The 21,965-nt window shown below is 68.6% G+C and carries 13 protein-coding genes; 9 read left to right on the top strand and 4 right to left on the bottom strand.

Annotated features, from left to right (window positions below):
* Window positions 1-135: 135 nt before the first annotated feature.
* The 9 genes from K6142_RS03330 (at window position 136) to K6142_RS03290 (ending at window position 15,778) form a co-directional block, all read left to right on the top strand.
* The gene (locus tag K6142_RS03330; RefSeq protein WP_190245729.1) at window positions 136-894 is read left to right on the top strand and encodes a hypothetical protein; all 759 of its coding nucleotides are present in this window, start codon (window positions 136-138) and stop codon (window positions 892-894) included.
* A 117-nt stretch (window positions 895-1,011) separates the two neighbouring features.
* Entirely contained in the window at window positions 1,012-3,423 is a 2,412-nt protein-coding gene (locus K6142_RS03325; protein WP_190245728.1) for an autotransporter assembly complex protein TamA, read from the top strand.
* Window positions 3,423-9,212 carry a translocation/assembly module TamB gene (locus K6142_RS03320; protein ID WP_223380748.1) on the top strand — a complete coding sequence of 1,930 codons (5,790 nt, stop codon included), beginning with the start codon at window positions 3,423-3,425 and terminating at the stop codon, window positions 9,210-9,212. Before K6142_RS03325 ends, K6142_RS03320 begins: the two co-directional genes overlap by 1 nt.
* A gap of 196 nt (window positions 9,213-9,408) precedes the next feature.
* Complete coding sequence (ahbC, locus tag K6142_RS03315) at window positions 9,409-10,590, top strand: 12,18-didecarboxysiroheme deacetylase (protein WP_190245481.1); 1,182 nt, start codon at window positions 9,409-9,411, stop codon at window positions 10,588-10,590.
* A gap of 269 nt (window positions 10,591-10,859) precedes the next feature.
* Complete coding sequence (gene hemB, locus K6142_RS03310; RefSeq protein ID WP_190245480.1) at window positions 10,860-11,861, top strand: porphobilinogen synthase; 1,002 nt, start codon at window positions 10,860-10,862, stop codon at window positions 11,859-11,861.
* A gap of 1 nt (window position 11,862) precedes the next feature.
* Window positions 11,863-13,116, top strand: a complete 1,254-nt coding sequence (gene ahbD, locus K6142_RS03305) for a heme b synthase (RefSeq protein ID WP_411722689.1) — start codon at window positions 11,863-11,865, stop codon at window positions 13,114-13,116.
* Window positions 13,117-13,126: 10 nt separating this feature from the next.
* Window positions 13,127-13,618, top strand: a complete 492-nt coding sequence (gene ahbA, locus K6142_RS03300) for a siroheme decarboxylase subunit alpha (RefSeq protein WP_190245479.1) — start codon at window positions 13,127-13,129, stop codon at window positions 13,616-13,618.
* 171 nt (window positions 13,619-13,789) lie between these two features.
* Window positions 13,790-14,242, top strand: coding sequence for a DUF3995 domain-containing protein (locus K6142_RS03295; protein WP_190245478.1), 453 nt, complete (start codon window positions 13,790-13,792; stop codon window positions 14,240-14,242).
* A 42-nt stretch (window positions 14,243-14,284) separates the two neighbouring features.
* The gene (locus tag K6142_RS03290) at window positions 14,285-15,778 is read left to right on the top strand and encodes an RtcB family protein (protein ID WP_190245477.1); all 1,494 of its coding nucleotides are present in this window, start codon (window positions 14,285-14,287) and stop codon (window positions 15,776-15,778) included.
* A 568-nt stretch (window positions 15,779-16,346) separates the two neighbouring features.
* On the opposite strand, the gene K6142_RS03285 is transcribed toward K6142_RS03290, so the two are convergent.
* The 4 genes from K6142_RS03285 to K6142_RS03270 form a co-directional block, all read right to left on the bottom strand.
* Window positions 16,347-17,093, bottom strand: coding sequence for a hypothetical protein (locus K6142_RS03285; RefSeq protein ID WP_190245476.1), 747 nt, complete (start codon window positions 17,091-17,093; stop codon window positions 16,347-16,349).
* 84 nt (window positions 17,094-17,177) lie between these two features.
* Window positions 17,178-18,332, bottom strand: coding sequence for a quinone-interacting membrane-bound oxidoreductase complex subunit QmoC (gene qmoC, locus K6142_RS03280; RefSeq protein WP_015946516.1), 1,155 nt, complete (start codon window positions 18,330-18,332; stop codon window positions 17,178-17,180).
* 13 nt (window positions 18,333-18,345) lie between these two features.
* A complete protein-coding gene (locus K6142_RS03275; RefSeq protein WP_190245475.1) occupies window positions 18,346-20,610 on the bottom strand; it encodes a hydrogenase iron-sulfur subunit in 2,265 nt (754 codons plus the stop codon).
* A gap of 6 nt (window positions 20,611-20,616) precedes the next feature.
* Window positions 20,617-21,855 (bottom strand): CoB--CoM heterodisulfide reductase iron-sulfur subunit A family protein, encoded by a 1,239-nt coding sequence (locus tag K6142_RS03270; protein ID WP_015946514.1) that lies wholly within the window; start codon window positions 21,853-21,855, stop codon window positions 20,617-20,619.
* Between the last annotated feature and the right edge of the window lie 110 nt (window positions 21,856-21,965).

The following is a 21,965-nucleotide window of genomic DNA, read 5'->3' as shown; positions in this document are numbered from 1 at the left end:
CAGGCATCTACGGCACCATTCTTGCTGCGGCATGTGCACACCCGTCCACGCGACGGCTTTCCGACATCACCCCCGTGCGCCTTCCCGCCCCCACAGGGCAACGGCAGGCGCGCGGCCATTCCCGGAGCGTTGTCCATGCCCTTCATGCCCAGTCCGGCATCCCCCGCCCACCGTGCCCGATGCGCCATATCCGCCAGATGCGCCCGTCCGACCCTGCGCCTTCCGCTGCTTGCATTGTGCCTGCTGCTTCTGCCGCTGGTCATGTCCTGTTCCAGCCCGCCCAAGACCGGGGTGTACATCGACCTTGCCAGCCAGCCCATCTTCTACATGGACGACTGGGTACGGCGCGGCAACCCGCAGGTCAGCGTGCGCCCGGCCACGCCGCCCAACCGCCCCCTGACCGCGCTGTTCGTGCCCTTCCGGGTCACCCAGCAGATGGAAAAGCCGGGCGTTGTCGGCCTGGAGGTATCGCGCCAGATCTGGCAGACGTGGCTGTCGGAAAAGGTCTTCCCGGTCATCGAATTCGCGGAAAACGCCACCCCCTACCGGCGCGACCTGGCCATGCAGATGGCCGCCCTGCGCGGGGCACAGTTGCTCATCGGCGGCTACGTGACCCATTACGTCAACGGCGGCACTTCCGGCGATTCCAAGCTGTCTGTTTCGCTGGAGATATGGGACGTGAACACCGGCCAGATGATCTGGGCCATGGGCCACGCCGGGGTCATGGAACACCAGTTCACCAACGACTTCATCCTGTTCTCCGCCAAGGCGCGCAAGCCCAGCGACCCCATGTGGGCCGTAACCCAGACCGTTTCGTGGGACATGGCGCAGGAAATCAAGCTGTGGATCGACCCGCCCGCGCCCAAGGGCTTGTCCAAGGAACCCGCGTTCTAGGGGCTGTCGGCGTCCATCGCCAATTCTCGCGGGGCGGCCATGCTGGCCGCCCCGCCACCTTTTGGCCTTTTGCCCGCCTCACGTTGTCAAATCCGCGCCCAGCCGCTATCGTGCGGCATGCCGTGCATCCGCCTTCATGCCGCCGTGGCGCGCACCTTCTCCCATGCTCCGCCGCTACCAAGCCGGAGGCTGGCACTGGCGCTGCTCACCACGCTATTCCTGACGCTGGCGGGCTGCGCCGCACCGCGCAACGACGTGCCCCCCACCCCCGGAACGTCCGCCCCAACAGCCGTTCGCAACGCCGCCCCCAGCGCCCCCGAGGCCACCAGCGCGCTTGACGCCGTGGCCCCGCCGCGCACCCCGCCCGGACTGTGCCCCTCCGCCATGGCAGACGCCACGGCTGCGCCCCAGCCCCAGAACACTGCGCCGGGCACGGCACCCGGCCAGCCGCCGAGCCAGCCTTCGAAAAACGTGGCCTACCGGGTCTCCTTCATCATCGCGCCAGCGGGCAGCGCTTCCGACGGCAGTGGCCCCCATGGCGATCCCCCCCGTGGCGTCCTCCCCCATGACAGTATCCCTGACACGCCCCCGGCATCCCGGCCCGATCCCGGCGCGGACGATCGGGAACTGCTGGACGCGACGCGCAACGCCAGCCTGCTGCAACGCCTTGCCGACACCCCTCCCGAAAGCATGACCGGCCTGCGGCGCCGCATGCTGGCCGACGAGCAGGAAGCGGTGAAGGTGCTGCGCGCCCATGGGTACTACGCGGGCACGGCGGCGGGCAGCATCGACGACGGCGCATCGCCCGTGGCCGTCAGGCTGGAACTGCGGCCCGGCCCGCGCTACGTGGTGGGCGCAACGCACATTCGCATCGTGGACGGCGTGTCTTCCTTCGCCTCGGAATTTGCCTCTGCGCCGCCGCGCACCCTGGCCGAGGTGGGCCTTGCCTCCGGCGCGCCCGCCGTTTCCGACGCCGTTCTGGACGCCGTGGGGCGCGTGCCAGCCGCCCTGCGCGACACGGGCTACCCCTTCGCGCGGGTGGCATCCGCCCGGTACGAGGTGGACCATGACGCGCGCACTCTGGACGCCACCGTGGACGTGGTGGCGGGGCTGCCCACCCGCATGGGGCCACCGCAAATCAGCGGCGCCCGCACGGTGCGCCCCGAATGGCTGGAATCCATGGCGGACTGGCAGGCGGGCCAGCCGTGGGACGAACGGACGGTAGAGCGCTACCGTGAGCGGCTGCGCGCCACCGGGCTGTTCAGTGCGGTCAGCGCCGGGGTCGTGCCCGCGCCGGAATCCGCCACGGCTACGGACGCCCACGCCGCGCCCGACGCCGCACCGGACATCGAGACTGCCCTGCCGTCCGACATTGAGACGGCCCTGCCGTCCGGCACCCGGACCGACGCCGCCTACACCAGCCCGGTACGGGTGGAGGTGACCGAAGGCCCGCAACGCACCGTGGGCGGCGGCCTGCGCTACGATTCCACCCTGGGCCCCGGCGTGCTGGCCTTCTGGGAACACCGCAACCTGCTGGGCGAAGGAGAACGGCTGCGGCTGGAGCTGCCGGTCTGGGACAAGCGGCAAGAGGGCAAGGCCAGCTTCCGCAAGCCGTCCTTCCTGCGGCCCGACCAGGAACTGCTGGCCGAAAGCTGGATGCGCAACGAAACGTCCGACGCCTACGACCAGCAGGCCGCCTTTGCCTCCGTGGGCCTGGCGCGCGACCTGGCCCCCGGCTGGCGGGCCGGGGTCGGCGTGTCCACCGAGGGTGGCCGCATAGAAGACGCGGGCGGCCCGGAGCGCTCGTACACCATGTGGGGGCTGCCGCTTTCGCTGCGCCGCGACGCCACCGACGACCTGCTGGACCCGACGCGCGGCACGCGGGCCGACCTTTCCGTCACCCCCTACACCGGGGTGTATGACGAACCGTTCAACGTGGTGCGTTCGCGGCTGGATGTCAGCGCCTATCATGTCTTGCTGCGCGGCAAGGCACACCGCGCGGGGCAGGCCGACAGGACCGACAGGGGTGACAGGGCCGCCGCTTCCGACAACGGGCCCGGCGGTCACCCGGACGATCTCGCGGGCGGCTATCCGGACGGTCCCGACGGACGGCTGGTGCTGGCCGCCAGCGCGGCTGCCGGGTCGCTGTCCGGGGCGTCCAGCGGCGCGGTGCCCGGCTCCATCCGCTTTTACGGCGGCGGGGGCGGTTCCGTACGCGGCTATTCCTACCAGTCCCTGGGCCCGCGCGAGGACGGCGACCCCATCGGCGGCTCCTCGTTCGGCGAGGCCAGCTTCGAACTGCGCTACCGCATTTCCGAAACCCTGGGCATCGTACCCTTTCTGGACGGCGGCAACGTCTACGAAGAAGAAACACCCCGCTTCGGCGACGCCATGCGCTGGGGCGCGGGCATCGGCGTGCGCTACTACACCGTGGCAGGCCCGCTGCGCCTCGACGTGGCCACCCCGCTGAACCCGCGCGAGGACGACGCCCCCCTGCAATTCTACATCAGCATCGGGCAAAGCTTCTGATGACCGCCCCGCGCCGCCATACCGGCCCCGACGCCGCGCCCACCGCACCGTCGTCGCCGCCCGCCCTGCCGGAAAACGCCGGGGGCAGTGCCGTGCGTGCATCGGAACCGACGCCGCCCGAAAGGAAAAACCGCACGTGGCGCATCCTTGGCGCTGCAGGACGTGCGGCGCTGGCGGTGCTGCTCATCCTGCTGCTGGCGCTGGGGGCCGGAACGACCTTTCTGCGCAGCGCGCCCGGCGAGGCATGGCTGACCGCGCAGGCCGTGCGGATGCTGGCTGCTGCGGGCATCACCTCCACGCTGGACAGCCTGGAAGGCCCCCTGCCCGAGCGGCTGCGGCTGCGCAACCTGACCCTGTCCGACGCGCGCGGCCCGTGGCTGCATCTGGACGAGGCGGAAGTGCGCCTGCGGCCACTGGCCCTGCTGCACGGCACGCTGGATGTGGAACTGATGCGCCTGTCCGCCCCCCGCTGGGAGCGGATGCCGGACATGCCCGCCACGGAGAGCCCGAAGCCGAAGGCCCCGACGGGATTCGATCCCCCGGCCCTGCCGCTGCGGGTGCGGCTGGATGAACTGGACGTGCGGCGTGCCGCGCTGGGCGCGGACCTGCTGGGCCGGAGGCTGGCCTTTTCGCTGCGCGGTGCGCTGGACGCGCCGCCGGGTTCCGTCTCCGTCCGGATGAACATGGACCGCGAACCGCTGCACGCCGAGGGTGCGCCGAACGCGAGCGTACCGAACACCAGCGCACCGGCTACGGCTGCCCCCGGCGGGCTGGCCCTTGCCCTGTCCTACACCGCGCGCACCGGCGACCTGCAACTGGACGCCGCCGGAGGCGAAGACACGGGCGGCCTGCTGGGCTGCCTGCTCGGCCAGCCCGACCTGCCCGCCTATGGCCTGCGCATGGCCGGGCACGGCACGGGAGGCCGGTGGCGCGGCTGGCTTGCGGTCTCGGCAGGCGATCTGCTGCGGCTGGACAGCGAGGCAGACGTGGAACTGGACACCAGCGCTCCGGGCATCGCCGCGTGGCTGGCGGGCCGAAAGGATTCCGCCTGGCGGGCCGACCTGCGGCTGGCAGCGCAAAGCGGCGCGGACGCCCCGTCGGAACTGCGCCGCTGGATGGGGGGCACCGGCAGTCAGGGCGCATCCGGCGCGCCGGATTCTCCCGTCATGGCATCTCACATCAAGGGGGTGGCCCTGCGGGCACAGGCATCCGGCAACTTCGGGCGCACCGGCATGACGCTGGATATCCCCCGGCTGACGCTGGATGGCGGCGCATGGAACCTGGAGCTTGCCGACGCCACCCTGCATGCGCCCGCCGGGACGGCCTTCGTCGCCCCCACGGACCTGCGCGCCACCGTGCGAACGCGGGTGCACGATGCCGCCGCCCTGCTGCCCGATGCCCCCCTGCGCGCAGCCGAGGCGGCACTGGCGCTGAACGGCAGCCTGAATACCCCGGACGGGGACGCACTGGCCCTGCGTGGCCGGATCGATCTGCGCGGCTTGGCTGCGGTGGCGCGCACGGACATTGCCGTGGACATGGACGGCAACCTGCGCCGCACCGGCCAACGCCTGACACTGGACGGATTGCGCCTGGCCCTGAACGGTTCGCGGCCTGCCGCCGGTCCCGCAGCCGGGGGCGGCCCGGGCGGTGTGGACGGTACGGACGGCCCTGACGGCACGGGTGGCAGCCTTGATGCGGCACGCCCCGGCAAGGGCAAAGGGAACACCGCCGCGCGGCCCTACACTGCCGAGTCCCCACCGGTTCCGCTGGCCATCCTCACCGGCAACGGCACCTGGGATGCCGCAACCCGGCACGCCACCGCCACCCTTGCGGCAGAACTGCCCGACCTGCCCGCGCTGTCCGCGCTGTCCTTGCCATTGGAGGCCACCCACCCGACCCCGGCCAAAGGACGCGGTGCGGCGCCCCGAACATCCGGAAGCAGCAGCCCCGCCGATTCTCCCCTGCTGGCGGGCGGCGCACGGATGGAGGCGGACGTGGACCTGCGCCTGCCGCCCGATGCTCCGGGTGCGGGCTCTCCGGGGGCCGCGCCCGCCGCTTCCGCGCCCGGCCTGAACATGACAGTGCGCGCCCAGGGCGCCGGCCTGCGCTGGAATGCTCCGCAGGCGCGCTACCTGCTGGGGCCATCGCCCGCCCTGTCCGCCGATGTGACCGGCGGCTACGCCGCCCCGTTGCGGCTGGAACTGCGCCACCTCGCCACGGCCCGGCTGTCGGGCCGGGGCACGGCCAGCCTCGGCACGCCCGCCCCGCATGTCGGCGGTACTCCCAAACTTTTGCCGCCCGTTACCGGAACAACCCTGCTTGATGCTTCGGCCCGGTTCACGGTGACCGGCGTGAACGGCCTGCTGGCGCCCGACGAAGGGGCGACGAGGCAAACGCCCCCGCCAGCCGCCGCCAGCGACACCCTGACCCTGAACCTGGACGCCAGAGGCACGCTGGCCGCACCCACGGCGCGCCTGACTGCGACGCTGCCGCATCTGGAACTGCCCGTGGGTACGGTGCGCGGGGTGACGGCCCGGCTGGATGCGGACCTGCGCCTGCCCCTCGACCCTCCGGTGGCCGCAGCGCGCGCCGCCGAAAGCGCCACAACCGGCCGCATCGTCCCCGCCCCGCTCCCCACCGACGCCGTATCGGGCGCACGGGGCCAGTTGGACGTATCCGCCGCCAGCGCCCTGAACGCGCCGCTGGCAATTGCCGCCAACTGGCAGTTGGAGCAGCGCGGCGGCGCGGGTGACGCGCGCCTGCAAATCACCCGTGCCGAGGGTGCCGGCCTGCGCGGGCTGGCCGCACTGGCCGCGTCATGGAACGACATGCGAAAGGCGCGGGATACGGGATCCGCCCCCGCCTTATCCGGTCCCATCCTGTCTGGCCCCATCCTGTCCGGTACCGTCGACCTTGCCGTGGCCGACTGGACTGCGCTCTCCCGCGCGGCGGGCACGTCCCTGTCCGGCGACGATGCCAGGCTGCGGATATGGCTGGGAAATGAAGCTCCCCTCCCCTCACGTGCCGATGCCGAACGCACCGCCGGTTCCAGCCCCAAAACGCGCAAGCCCCCGCAACACGCCGCTGCATCGCCCGCGACCGACACCGGCACTGGCTCCGGCACCATGGCCCGCGCGTCCCGTACTGCCCCGCGTGGTTTCGCCATTCCGCTGCACGCGGAGGCGACGGCCAACCGCCTTGCCGTGGGCGGCGCGGCCACGCTCAATGCCCTGACCCTGACCCTGCGCCTGCCCGACCTGCTGCATCTGCGGGACGGGCAGGACGGGCCTCCCACCCCGCGCGGCACCGCCCGCCTGCGCACCGGCCCCGGCACGGCAGCCGGGCTGGCCTGGGATGCAGCCGACGCCACGCTGGACCTGCATGACGACAACGCGGGCTCGCCCGGCGCGGCCTTCGGGCTGGCACTGCGCGGACGCAGCACCGCGAACGTGCACGGTGGCTACGACGCCGCCGCACAAATCCTGCGACTGGACACCCTGCACCTTTCGGATGCGACCCACGCGGCCAGTGTGGACCTGACCCGCCCGGCGGACATCCAACTGGCCGGGGGCGTGCGAATGGACGGCCTGCATCTGACATTGACCGCCACGCCGCCACCCTTGCCATCAACCGCGTCCCCTCCCGGGCAAGCCAGCCCGCACGCACGACAGCACGACAGCGCCACCGGCACGCTGGACCTTTCGCTGGGCCTGCGCAACGGCGGCAACGCCAACGCCGCCACCCCCGACGTGATGCTGGACGCCGCCCTGACCGATGTGCCCCTGCGCGTGCTGCGTCTGGCCGCAGACCTGCCCCTGCCCGAGGGCCGCATTTCCGGTTCCGCGTCCCTGCGCGGGCAGGGCAACTCCGGCAGCGGGGCCTTCGAACTGGAGGCCGAGGACGTGGCCTACCCCGACCCCGGGCAGACGCCCGCCGCCTTTCGTCTGTCGGGCACCATCCGGCCCGCCGCCCCTGATTCTGCCGCCGCCGAATCCGGCAGCCCCGCTCGCCGCGCCCCGGCCAGTTCTTCCGGCACCGGACAACTGCACGCCACCCTGTCCGCCCACGGCTTGCAGGCCGACGTGGCGGAAGCCGAGGCCACCCTGCCGTTGCGCTTCAACTCCGGTCTCCCCAGACCGGACCTTGCGGGCGACATGACGGCGGATGTCCGCTGGCGCGGTCCGGTGGCCCCGGTGTGGCGCTTCGTGCCGCTGGCCGACCGGCACCTGACCGGCACGGGCAGCCTGACCGCCTCGCTGCGCGGCCCGGTGGGCGCTCCCCGCGTGGAGGCGGAAGCCTTCCTGTGCGGCGGCAGGTACGAAGACCTGGTGTCCGGCGTGCTGCTGACCGACATCCGGATGGACGCCCTGCACGAGGACGACGGAACGCTGTCCATACGCGCACGGCTGGGTGATGGGCGCGGCGGCGCGGCGGCCTTCGAGGGACGCCTCTCACCGCCCCCGGACGCCGGTTTCGCCCCCGCCCATGTCCCCGATGCCGCATCCGCCGCCGCTCCCGGGGCCGCTCCTCGCGCACTCCAGCCCGCCACCGGCACCGGACAGACCGCGTCGCCCCCCCCCGCTGCCCGGCACGGTCTTTCGCGCGACCTTGCCCCGCGCATAGACCTGCGCGGCCAGTTGCTGCGCCTCAGCCCCCTGCACCGCGACGACCTGTCGCTGACCCTGTCCGGCAGCATCGAAGCCAACGGGCCGCTTACCGCGCCGCTGGTACGGGCAGACATCACCGTGCCCGAAGGCGAACTGCGCCTGCTGCGCGGTCTGGGCGGCGGGGTCACCACGCTGGAGGTGACCGAAAAGGCCGTGCCCGCGGCTCCCCTTTCGGCAAACCCGGCCCTTCCGGCAGGTTCCCCCCTTCCCGCAGGCTTGGCCCCTCATGCAGCCCCGGCCTCTTCCGCAGCCTCGTCCCCGATGGCGGCCACCGCCCCGATGGATGCGCCGCCCACCGCCAGTGCCGCCGGGCCTTCCATGTCCTCCACAGGCCCCCGGCTGGACCTGCGCATCGTGGCCCCGCAACGGTTCTTCATCCGGGGGCGCGGTCTGGACAGCGAATGGCGGGGCGACCTGCGCGTGGCGGGCGCCGCCGCATCCCCCGCGCTGACGGGCACGCTGTCGCCGGTACGCGGCAGGTTCGATCTGCTGGCCAAGCCCTTCAGCCTGTCGCGCGGCAACATCACCTTCACCGGCGAACAGCCGCCCAACCCCGCGCTGGACCTGGACCTGACCAACGAAGGTTCTGCCGTCACCGCCGTGGCCCACGTGGGCGGCACGGCCCGCCGCCCGGCGCTTGCCCTGTCCAGCACGCCCCCCCTGCCCCAGGACGAGGTGATGAGCTACGTGCTGTTCGGCAAGCCGTTGACCGAACTCAGCCGGTTCGAGGCGTTGCAGGCCGCCAACGCCCTGCGCACCCTGTCCGGCGCGGGCGGCGACTTCGACGTGCTGACCTCCGTACGGCGTACCCTTGGGGTGGACGTGCTGCGGGTGGGCTCGTCGGACCCGGCACGGCAGCGCACCACCACCGCCCCGCGCGACCCTTCCCTTTCGCGCACGTCCTCCATGCCGGGCGCATCCGCCTCCGGCGAACAGGCCCGCCCCACGCTGGAAGCGGGCAAGTACCTGCTGGACAACGTCTACGTGGGCGTGGAGCAGGGCACGGAGGCAGGCGCGACCGGCGCGCGGGTGGAAGTGGAGCTGCTGCCCCGCCTGAATCTGGAAGGCCGCAGTTCGCCCACGTCGAGCGAACTGGGCATCATGTGGAAAAAGGACTACTGACACCGCACCCTTGCGCCCGCCGCTTCCGCCTGCTGCGCCGCAATGCCCGCCGGGCCGGAGTTGCTTTCCCTCCGCCACGATTTATGCTAGGGCGTGAGGACGTTTTTCCGGTGCCAGCCCGCCGCGCTACGCCCCGTGCCAGAAGGCCGGGGCCTCTCTTGTCAGCGCGCCCGGCGGCCAGCCAACAGGAGTGAGAATGATCGGGATCTCCAAGCTTTACTGTGGTCAGGTCGAACCCTCCGACGCCCTTCGCTACGGGCGCCATTCGGGCCAGCTTCCCTCCCACCTGCTCCAGTTCTCCAAGGACAAGAAACCGGTTGTGGTCTGGAACATGACCCGCCGTTGCAATCTGAAGTGCGTCCACTGCTACGCCCAGGCCATTGACCCTGAAGGCAAGGACGAAATTTCCACCGAACAGGGCAAGGCCATCATCGACGACCTGGCCGCCTACGGCGCCCCGGTGATGCTCTTTTCCGGCGGCGAGCCGTTGGTGCGCCAGGACCTGGTGGAACTGGCCAAGCACGCCACCACCAAGGGCATGCGCGCGGTCATCTCCACCAACGGCACCCTGATCACCAAGCAGAAGGCCCGCGAACTGAAGGAAGTGGGCCTGTCCTACGTGGGCATTTCGCTGGACGGCGGCGAAGAGGTGCACGACAAGTTCCGCGCCGTGCCCGGCTCGTTCCGCCGCGCGCTGGAAGGCATCGAAAACTGCAAGGCCGAAGGGCTGAAGGTGGGCCTGCGCTTCACCATCAACAAGCGCAACCAGGGCGAAGTGCCCAAGCTCTTCCAGCTGCTGCGCGACCTTGAAGTGCCGCGCATCTGCTTCTACCACCTGGTGTACTCCGGTCGCGGCTCCGAACTGATCAAGGAAGACCTGGACCACGCGGAAACCCGCGCCATGGTGGACCTGATCATGGACAAGACCCGCGAACTGTTCGACGCCGGGCTGCCCAAGGAAGTGCTGACCGTGGACAACCACGCCGACGGCCCCTACGTGTGGATGCGCATGCTGAAGGAAGATCCCAAGCGCGCCGCCGAGGTGTTCGAACTGCTCCAGTACAACGAGGGCAACAACTCCGGGCGCGGCATCGGCTGCATCTCGTGGGACGGCAAGGTGCACCCCGACCAGTTCTGGCGCCAGCACGTGGTGGGCAATGTTCTGGAACGCCCCTTCTCGCAGATCTGGGACGACCCGAACATCGAACTGCTGCACAAGCTGAAGGACAAGAAGCAGCACGTGGGCGGCCGTTGCGCCACCTGCCGCTTCCTGAACATCTGCGGCGGCAACTTCCGCGCCCGCGCCGAAGCCTACTACGGCGACATCTGGGCGCAGGATCCCGCCTGCTACCTGAGCGACGACGAAATCCGCGCGTAGGTTCGCCCGCGCCGGAACCATACCTGCCATGACGGCACCCGGACGGCCTCCGCGCCGTCCGGGTGCACGCTGCACCCACGCAGGCCGCCACCCAGCCACCCCGCCACCTCGGCGGGCCGCCCGCACCGCCGCCAAGCGGCTGCCACCCGCCAGCCTAAACTGGCCGTGACTGGCCCCGGTTGACCGTGCCTGCCTGCAACGGGCCGCAAGCCCGGCGCACCGAGAGCATCGGGCGCAGCGTTTCAACCCTGCCTACTCCAGGAGACGGCATGTCCGAATTCGGGGACTTCTTCCGGGGGCGCAGACTGCGCCGCACCGCCGCCCTGCGTGAAATCGTGCGCGAAACCGCGCTGCACGCGGCCGACCTGATGATGGCCTATTTCGTGGTGGAAACCGACGACCCCACCTTCCGCAAGGAAATCGGGGCCATGCCCGGCCAGTACCAGCTTTCGTTGCAGGAACTGGAAAAGCAGGTGGAAGCCGCCGTGGCCACGGGCCTGCGCAGCTGCATCCTGTTCGGCATTCCCAAGGAAAAGGACTATCGCGGCAGCGAGGCCTACAACAAGGACGGCATAGTCCAGCAGGCCGTGCGCCTGCTGAAGAAGCGCTGGCCGAACCTTGTGGTGTGCACCGACGTGTGCCTGTGCGAATACACCGACCACGGCCACTGCGGTCTGGTGCGCCAGGGCGACACGTCCGGCGAGGTGCACAACGACCCCACCCTGTCGCTGCTGGCCAAGACCGCCATCAGCCATGCCGAGGCAGGCGCGGACATGGTGGCCCCGTCCGACATGATGGACGGACGGGTGCAGGCCATCCGCCGGGCGCTGGACCAGAACGGGTTCAGCCACATCCCCGTCATGTCCTACGCGGTGAAGTACGCATCAAGCTTTTACGGCCCGTTCCGCGAGGCGGCGGAATCCACCCCCCAGTTCGGAGACCGCAAGACGTACCAGATGGACCCCGCCAACCGGGTGGAAGCCATGCGCGAGGCGGCGGCGGACATCGCCGAGGGCGCGGACATGCTCATCGTCAAGCCCGCCGGGCCCTACCTGGACATCATCCGCGACGTGCGCGACCGCTTCGACGTGCCCGTGGCCGCCTATCAGGTGAGCGGCGAATACTCCATGATCCGCGCCGCCGGTCTGAACGGCTGGATCAACGAGGACGCCGTGGTCATGGAATCGCTGCTGGGCATCAAGCGCGCCGGGGCCGGGCTGATCATCACGTACTTTACCGAAGACCTGCTGCGCAAAGGGCTGGTGAAATAGCATGAGCCATCCGCAACACCCCGGCGACGAACGCAAGGCCAGCCCAGAGGGCGGACATCCCGCAGGCATGGGGGGGCACCCCGGCGGACATCCGGGTGGACATCCCGGTGGGCATCCGGGCGGCGGCCATCCGGCCAGCATGGGAGGCCACCCCACAGGAGTGGGCGCGCCGCAGATGCCGCGCACCCTGCCCGACGGCACCCCCACCTGCAAGCTCATCGCGTGGGAAGTGACCCGCTCGTGCAATCTGGCCTGCAAGCACTGCCGGGCCGAAGCGCACGAAGAACCCTACCCCGGCGAGTTTTCCACCGAAGAGGCCAAGGCCCTCATCGACACCTTTCCGCAGGTGGGCAACCCCATCATCATCTTCACCGGGGGCGACCCCATGATGCGCGCCGACGTGTACGAGCTCATCGCGTACGCCACCGGCCTTGGCCTGCGCTGCGTCATGTCGCCCAACGGCACCCTGATCACGCCGGAAACGGCCCGCAAGATGAAGGAAGCGGGCGTGCAGCGCTGCTCCATCTCCATCGACGGGCCGGACGCCGCCAGCCACGACGCCTTCCGGGGCGTGCCCGGCGCGTTCGACGCATCCCTGCGGGGCATCGAATACCTGAAGCAGGCGGGCATCGAGTTCCAGATCAACACCACCGTCACCCGCGACAACCTCGGCAGCTTCAAGGACATCTTCAAGCTGTGCGAGCGCATCGGCGCGGCGGCGTGGCACATCTTCCTGCTGGTGCCCACCGGGCGCGCGGCGGGTCTTGGCGACCAGGTCATCTCCGCCACGGAATACGAGGAAGTGCTGAACTGGTTCTACGACTTCCGCAAGACCACCTCCATGCACCTGAAGGCCACCTGCGCGCCGCACTACTACCGCATCATGCGCCAGCGGGCCAAGGAAGAAGGCCTGGCCGTCACGCCCGACACCTTCGGCATGGACGCCATGACGCGCGGCTGCCTTGGCGGCATCGGGTTCTGCTTCATCAGCCATGTGGGCCAGGTGCAGCCGTGCGGCTACCTGGAACTGGACTGCGGCAACGTGCGCGAAACGCCCTTCCCCGAAATCTGGCGCAACACGCACCACTTCAAGCAGTTCCGCGATCAGGAAGCCTACACCGGCAAGTGCGGCCCCTGCGAATACCACAAGGTGTGCGGCGGCTGCCGCGCGCGGGCCTACAACATGAGCGGCGACCACATGGCCGAGGAACCGCTGTGCTCGTACACCCCCAGACGCACCGGCGCGTGCCGCTGACGGAGGCATCATGACCGCATCACACGCCGCAAGCTGCACTGAGACTGACACGCTGGACCAGATCGACAAGCGCATTCTGGACGTGATCCAGTCGGACTTTCCGCTGGAATCGCGCCCCTACGCCGTCATCGGCGAAAAGTGCGGCGTCACCGAGGCCGAGGCGCTGGCCCGCGTGCGCGCCATGAAGGAACGCAGGCTCATCCGCCGCATGGGGGCCAACTTCCAGTCGGCCAAGCTGGGCTTTCGCTCCACGCTGTGCGCGGCCAAGGTGCCCGACGAGGCCATGGACGGGTTCGTGGCCGAGGTGAACCGCCATGTGGGCGTCACCCACAACTACCTGCGCAACCACGAATACAACATCTGGTTCACCTGCATCGGCCCCTCGTGGGACAGCGTGTGCGCCACGCTGGCCGAAATCACCGCAAAGACGGGCATCCCCATCCTGAACCTGCCCGCGACGAAGCTGTTCAAGATCAAGGTTGATTTCCAGATGGCCGACTAGGGCCTGCCATAACGCAGCAAGATCAAGCCCCGGAATGTCGGATGACGTTCCGGGGCTTTTGCATGTGTCGCGCCCTTTCCGATCATCGGGGCAAGCGAGTGCCCTCCGCCCCCATGCCCCGCGTGGCCCCAACGGCATGACGCGCCGCCGCGTCCGTGCTATCCATGTCTCATGACCATCCTCACCCTGCTCTCCGTCGTCGCCGCATTCGTGGCCACAGTCTGCCTTGCCGCCATCGCGCTGTTGCACGGGGCGTGGGTTCTGGGCTCCACCCTGTGGCTCGACAAGGTCATTCCCCGCACGCCTGACTCTGTGGGCGGTCGCCCGCTGTTCGCCATCTCACGCGGGCTTACCGGCGCGGTCACCCTGGCCTTTGCCCTGCTGGCGCTGCTGCCCGGGATGACCCTGGGCTGGCTGCCCCTGCCGCCGCCCGGCATGGCCCCCACGCTGTGCCTTGGCGCGGCCTTCATCTTCGTGGTGCGGGCCATTGGCGACTTCCGGTACTGCGGCGTGTTCCGGCGCATCCGTTCCACCACCTTCGCCCATTGGGATGCCCGGCTGTACACCCCGCTGTGCCTGCTGCTGGCCGCCTGTTACGGCCTGTTGGGCGTCGCTCCGCACTGACGCGACCTTGCCCGCCCGCGTCGCCTGCCCTATGGATGGGGCATGGGACGCACCACACACAAGAAGCACACCGGCAAACGGGGCTCGCAACCGTCCGCCGACGACTCCCGCCGGAAACGCGGCCAGGGGCGCACATCCGGCGCGGCCCCGGCTGACCGCATGGCCTACGCCACCTGCACCGGGGTGCGCAACGCGCCGCCGCGCCTGTCCCTGACCATTCCGCCGGACCGGCTCGACGCCGCCACATGGGAGCAGATCGAAAGCGCGCTGGCCCTGCCCTGCATGGTGCACCTGGCCATCATGCCCGACGCCCACGCGGGCTACGACCTGTGCATCGGCGGGGTGGCCCTGCTGGACGGGCACATCAGTCCCAGCTTCGTGGGCTACGACATCGGCTGCGGCATGTGCCACGTGAACACCGGCCTGCCCGTGGACGAGGTGCTGCCCGACGAGGCCGCGCGGCAACTGCTGTTCGACCGGCTGCGGCTGGCCATTCCCGTGGGCACCGCCACCCGCGCCCCCGGCGAATACGACCTGACGCGCTTCATCAGCGCCAGCGGCGACACGCAACTGACCGATGCCGTCAACGCGCGCCAGTCCATCCAGTTGGCCACCCTGGGCGGGGGCAACCACTTCCTCGAAGTGGGGGTGAACAAGCGGGGCGAGATAGGCGTTACCGTGCACTCCGGCTCGCGCCGGTCCGGCTGGGACATCGGGGCGTGGTACATGAAGCAGGGGCGCCTGTTCCCGCTGGATTCGCGCCTTGGCCGCGCCTACCGGCAGGACATGGACTGGGCGCTGGACTATGCGCTGCTGAACCGCCGCCTGATGCTGGAACACGCCCTACGCGCACTGGCCGACGTGCATCGGCAACCGGCGCGGCCCGCACACAAGCGCCCCGCACGCCCCGCCGCGCCCATGGCAGCCAATGGGGCCACAGACCTCAAGGGGCACACCATACACCCGCATGCCCCGACTTCCCCGGCCCCTGCCGCCTCGACAGCCTCTCCGGGGTCCATTTCCCCTACCTCTCCCCTATCGTCCCTCGCCTCAACAGCCACCCCGATTCCCTCTGCCCACCCCCCTCTCTCCGAACAGGAAATTTCCCTGCTGCTGGGCCGCATGATCAACGAGAACCACAACCACGCCGTGGTCCTTAACCGGCTCGGGCCATCCGGAGCGCCACTGGTGCTGCACCGCAAGGGCGCAACACCGGCGGACGCGGGCCAGCCCGGCATCATTCCCGCCAACCAGCGGGACGGGGTGTATGTCACGGAGGGACTCGGCAACGAGGAATACCTGTCCTCGGCCTCGCACGGGGCGGGCCGCCGCATGTCCCGCAACGAGGCACACCGCACCATCCCCCTCGAACGATTCCGGTCGCAGATGCGCGGCATTGTTTGCCGCGCTGACAAAGGGGTGTTGGACGAGGCCCCGGACGCCTACAAACCCATCGCCGAGGTGCTGGCCGCACAAGACGGCATATTGGTGCGGATCATCGACCACTTCCGCCCGCTGGTGGTGCTGAAGGGCTAGGAAAAGGTCGGGAAAAGAGCAGCCTCATCCGCAACACCCGAAGGAAACGTCCCGCGCGTAGAAGCGTGTGACGCCGCGCCTTGGCGGCGGCACATGCGTCGCGACGAGGGCGTGGATAGAGCACCCAAGTGAAATCAGGGCTGCGGGAGATGCGCGCGCATTGGCGGCACCGGCGGCAGATCGCCCGAAGGCGCCCCGCGCCGAAGGGAAGCTGACGCCGTAGGGACGCCGCGCATGACACGCCGGGGGTTCAGGGGGCAGCGCCCCCTGGAACGCGGGGATGCAAAGGGCCATCGTTCAGCGGCAGCCGTTAGGCGAGCGCGTAGCGCGAGTCTTACGGATGGCGACCGCAGCGCGATGGCCCCTTGCCCGCCGGAGGCATAACGAAATCGAGGGTGTTCAACAGGGCTGACGTGCCTTCGTAGAAGCCGCCCCCATCAAGGCTCGACATCGCCTTTCATCTCTTCTTCCTTCTCTTCTTCCGCAAAACAAAAAAAGCGCCCGGCCATACCGACCGGGCGCTCTCTTCTCACATCAGACCGCGTGGCGACTCGCAGCCGCCTCGCAACTAGAAACCGAAACCGTCGTCGCTGGCGCCGGAGGCGCCAAAGCCGAAGGTATCGGGCACGCCGCCGCTGGTGTCTTCGGCGGGCGCATCGAAGTCGGCCATGGCGCCACCTTCGGCGGCAGCCGCGCCAGCGGCGCCAGCGGCGGCCACGGGCAGGGCCTTCAGGGCGTCCTTGACGGCGCGGGAAACGATGTCCTTCACGCTGGACTCGATTTCCTTCTCGTCAATGGCCACCTTGCCGTTGAAGGGAGCCAGTTCCTTCTTCAGGTTGGCGATGTCGCCGTTCAGGCCCTGGACCTTCTGCTCGGACTGGCCAAGCTTCTTTTCAAGGTCGGCGGCCTGGCCCTTGAAGGGGGTCAGTTCCTTCACCTGGGCCTGCAGACCGGCCACGGTTTCTTCCAGGTCGGCCACGTTGGCCTTCAGCGCGGCGATCTTGTCCAGCACCACGCTGATGCCGGCCAGTTCCGCAGCGGAAATGGGCTGGAGGGACACGTTGTCGCCCAGGCGGCCACATTCCTTCTTCACCCAGTCGTCGTAATTGCCTTCGGCTTCACCGCACTGCATGAACGCGGGGTTCTGGCTGTACAGCCAGCCCTTGGCCATGGGCGCCACGGCGGCTTCTTCTTCGGTGGCCAGGGCGCGCTGGGCCAGGTAACCCAGCAGGTCGGACACGTCGGCACCGGCTTTCCCGGCGACCAGGCCGAGAACGGTTTCCATCTTGAACACTCTGCGACCTTCGTCAGACATTGCAGCCTCCTGATATCGGAAGAATGACTTCTCGGTTCGTTGTTCCGGCCGGGCGCGCGCCTTCGCGCGCCGCCTTCTCTGCCGCTAGCGGCGGCCCATGGCGCGCACGTAGGTGAGCGCGGCGGTACGGTACACAAGGTGGCCGAGCTTCGACCACGGCAGGTAGGCGAACAGCATCCACACCGCCACAAGGTGCACGTAGTACACGCTGTAGGCGACAGGAGCGATGCCCGCGAGGCGGAACAGCTGGCTGAGCACGCCGGTGACGGCCACAACCCAGATGACGCCGAGCAGGTACCAGTCGTAGTAGTTCGAGCTGGTCTTCTTGGGATCAAGCGCCTTGCGGCGCACCGTAAGGATGGCCAGGCCCACCAGCAGCATCACCGCGCCGATGTTCGCCAGAATCTTGACCGGGAAGGTCAGCGGCATGGGCGTGTGGATCGCGATGGCCGGAATAACCTTGCCGCCCCAGTGCCCCACGGCCACCACGCCGGTGACGAAGGCCAGGATGACGAAGGAGTACATGAGAACCATGTGGCCCACCTTGCGGTCGGACTTGTCCGCGCCGCAATCCTTGAACTTGGTGTGGGTCAGCACTTCCTCAAGGATCACGTCCACCAGGTGCAGCGTCCAGTGCTTGGTCTTGCCGAGCATCATGGTGCGGCCTTCCGGCTGGAACGAGGCGATGAGGTTCTTGGTCCCCTTGAACAGGATGCCCACCGCCGTGAAGAAGGTAAGCATGAAGATGGGGTCGATGGTGAAGTCGCCGGGGAACAGCTTGCCGAACACGATTTCGCCTTCGGGGAAGACGGAACCGTTAACCCCGGCCATGATCGCCCAGATGACCGCCCACAGGATGGCCGGAATGGCCACCAGGATGGGCAGGTATTGTGCGGACGACAGCCACTTGCCCACCACGGTGGGCTGGGTGAGCCGCGCATAGGTCATGTTGCGCAGGGCGGACAGCAGGTCGCCGGGCTTGGCGCCACGGGGGCACAGGTCGGAACAGGTGCCGCAGTTGTGGCACAGCCAGATGTCCACGTCGGACAGCAGCTTGTCTTTCAGGCCCCACGAGGCCCAGACCATCTCCTTGCGGGGATAGGGGTTGTTGGTGGGGGAGATGGGGCAGGCCACGCTGCAAGTGGCGCACTGGTAGCACTTCTTGAGCGATTCGCCACCGACTGCCTGCAGTTCTTTGACGAACTCAAGATCGGGTTGAATCCTGACGGGTTGAGCCATGTTCCATCTCCTCCTAGTACCCCTTGAACGGGTTCGGACCCTTCTCAAGGATCATGTTCATGAAGTCCTCGATCACGCCGGGGAGCTTGTCGTACTCGTCAATGGCGACTTCGTACTGCTCCACGCGGTCCGGTTCCACGCCAAGGCGGTTCAGCGTCTCGGCAATGTTCTCCTTGCGGCGCTTGCAGATTTCCGAACCCTTGACGAAGTGGCACTGGTAGTCGTCGCCGTACTTGCAGCCCAGCATCATCACGCCGTCGATGCCCTTGGACATGGCGTCGGCAACCCAGATGGCGTTGACCGAGCCAAGGCAGCGCACGGGAATGATGCGCACGTACGGGCTCCAGTGCTTGCCGCGCAGCGCGGCCATGTCCAGCGCGGGGTAGGCGTCGTTCTCGCAGGCCAGGATGACCACGCGGGGGCCGCCCTTCTTCATGTCCGGCGGCACGTTGATCTCGCGGATCATGGAACCGATCTGGTCGACATTGTAGTTGGCGAAGGAGATGACGCGCTCGGGGCAGGCGCCCATGCACGTGCCGCAGCGGCGGCAGCGGGCGGGGTTCGGCTTCGGCGTGCCCTTTTCATCGTCGTCCAGCGCGCCGAAGGGACATTCCTCGGTGCAGCGCTTGCACTGGGTGCAGCGGACGAAGTTGAACAGCGGGTACGACAGGTCGCCCGAGCGGGGGTGCACCGCAACGCCCTTGTTGGCGGATTCGATGCACTGGATGGCCTTCATGGTGGCGCCAACGGCGTCTTCCTCGGCGGCATCCAGCATCATGGGCTGGCGCACGCAACCGGCGGCGTACACGCCCGTGCGGCGGGTTTCGTAGGGGAAGCAGATGTAGTTCGAGTCGGCGTAGCCTTCGAACAGTTCCAGGTCCGGGAAGGCCGGACCCTGGCGGTAGTCGAAGTTGACGATGGGATCCTTGGCGGTGGCGGGCACGATGCCGGTGGGCAGCACCACCATGTCCACGTTGATCTCGATGTCGTCGCCGATCAGGGTCTTGTCGCACAGCACGTTCAGGCTGCCGTCGGCGGCCTGGGTGATGGAGCGGATTTCCGCCTTGGACATCATGACACCCAGACGGTCCTGCGCGGCCTTGTAGAACCGCTCGTGGATGCCCTGCACCACCATGCTGTCGTACAGGATGAAGGCCTGGCCGCCGTCGAAGGCGTCACACACGTACCCGGCCTGCTTCAGGGCAACAACGCTGCTGATGGCGTTGGAGATGGGCAGGTGGCGCACGCTTTCGTGGTCCTTCACCGCCGGGGCGGCGGCTTCGCCTTCCGCCGGGGCGGGGGCTTCGGCCGGGGCCTCGGGGGCGCACAGTTCGGCGTAGGGGTCAGCGGGCTCGGCCAGCGCGGTGTTCAGGATGAAGGCCACGCGGCGGGCGGTGATGGTGCCCGTCTTGGCCATCTTCTCGAATTCGGCGGCGGTGACAACGTTCTGCAGGGAGCCGTACCCGAAGGGTTCGAGCACCTTGGTGTCCTGCGGCTGCCAGCCGGTGGCCAGCACCACGGCGCCCACCTTCACTTCCTGTTCGCCGGAAGCAAGGGCGATGGTGGCGGTGAAGTCGCCGGGCTGCCCGGACAGCTTGGCCAGCTTCGCCTTGGTGTACACGGTGATGTTGTCGTCAGCCTGCACGGCGGCGATCTTCTTTTCGATGCCGGTGTCGTGCACGTCGGTGTAGGGGTGGCTGAGCGGCACGGTCTTCAGAAGGCCCAGGGTGCGACCGCCGAGGACTTCGTCCTTTTCCACCAGCACCACTTCGTGCCCGGCCAGCGAGCCGTTGACGGCCGCGGTAAGGCCGGTCCAGCCGCCGCCCAGCACCAGGATGCGGCGCACGCCCTCGGAGGGCGAACCGTCGGGCGCGGTGGTCTTCTGCAACCGCACCACGCCCATGTTCACGTAGTCGGTGACCAGCAGTTCAAGCAGTGCGGGGGCCGCTTCGGGGTCGGCCAGCGAGCCGTCGGGGTTCTTGTAGCTCATCACGCCCTGCTCGCGCAGGTTCACGCGGTCCACAAGCACGCCTTCGAACTCGTAGAGGTCCCAGTCCACGCGGGGAGAAGCGCCGCACAGCAGCACGCCGTCCAGCCCTTCTTCCTCTATGTCGGCAGCGATCTCGTCACGGGCCTTCTTGTCGGCAAGGACGGGAAAGACCTTGCAGACCGGCGTGAGATCGCCCCATTTGCCGCCAACGGTGTCGGCAAGGGACTCAAGGTCGAGACCGCCGCCGATGCTCGACTGGTCGAAATAGACGCCAATTTTGGTGGCCATTCTGTATTACCTCCCTCTCACCGTTTGAATCGCCTTCAGGGCGGCGCTGGTGCCGGACTGGGCGGTGCGCATCACGTCGAGCGGCTTCTGGGCGCACCCGGCGGCAAAGATGCCCTTTTCCTCGCCGCCGACGATGAAGCCTTCCTCGTCAACGGGTACGTCGAAGGGCAGCTTCTGCCCGGCAAGACTCGGCTGCATGCCGGTGGCCAGCACGACGAGGTCGTAGCGGTACTTGCGCTTTTCGCCCTTCACCGCATCTTCCACCTCGACGATGACGTCACCGGTGGCGGCGTCTTCCTCGACGCCGGCGACCTTGCCCTTGACCAGGGCGATCTTTTCGTCCGCCTTCACCTTGCGCAGGAACTTGTCATAGCGCCCCGGGGTGCGCAGGTCGATGTAGTACACCGTCACTTCCGCGTCGGGGTACTGCTCGCGCACGTACAGGGCCTGCTTGAGGGAGGCCATGCAGCAGATGTAGGAACAGTAGTTCAGGTGGTTCTGGTCGCGCGAGCCAGCACACTGCACGAAGGCCACCTTCTTGGGGGCCTTGCCGTCGGAGGGGCGCTTGATCTGCCCGGCGGTGGGGCCGCTGGCCGAGGCCAGGCGTTCCAACTGCATGTTGGACACGCAGTTGGCGAACGCACCCGCGCCAAGGTTGGAAAGCTTGGTCACGTCGTACGGCTTCCACCCGGTGGCGACCACGATGCTGCCCACATTCAGCTCGATGTCGCGGGGGGCTTCGTTCATGTCGCAGAACGCGCTCTTGCCGACCTTCAGTTCGTCGGCGCGGGAAAGCGCGGCCTTGTCGAGCACGAAGCGGCTGGGGAAGGCGAACGGCACGCTCATGTACAGCGGCTTGCGCTTGGCGAGGCCCAGTTCGAACTCGTTGTCGACGTCGCTTTCAAGGGAGGAGGCGAGCAGGGAAAGATCGGCGCTGCTCGGCACGGTGCCGCGCGGCTCGATGTGCACCTTAACGGTGTAGTTGCCGGCATCGCCGGACACGGCGGTCACTTCCGCCTGGGTGAAGAACTTGATGCGGGGGTTCTTCTTGATGCGCTGGAACTGGATTTCCAGACCGCAGGAGGGAGGGCAAAGCTTGGGGAAATACTTGTTCAGCTGCGCAACCCGCCCGCCAAGAAATGGTGTTTTCTCGACGATGTACACTTCATAGCCGACTTCCGCGGCTTCAATGGCGGCCGTAAGTCCGCTGAAACCGCCTCCGACGACGAGTATGGAGTTCGACATTCTCGCTATCCTCCCTACAGTTTATCGGGCCTTCGTCAAAACGGCCTAAGCCCAGACAATAAGGCATGCTTACTGCCCCGGCTTAGGCCGTCCGGGTGAAAGGAGAAAGG

It is taken from the genome of Nitratidesulfovibrio sp. SRB-5 (genome assembly GCF_019931275.1).
Lineage (GTDB): Bacteria > Desulfobacterota > Desulfovibrionia > Desulfovibrionales > Desulfovibrionaceae > Cupidesulfovibrio.
Note: the sequence above shows the minus strand (reverse complement) of the source record. Positions and strands in the feature narration are given on the sequence as shown.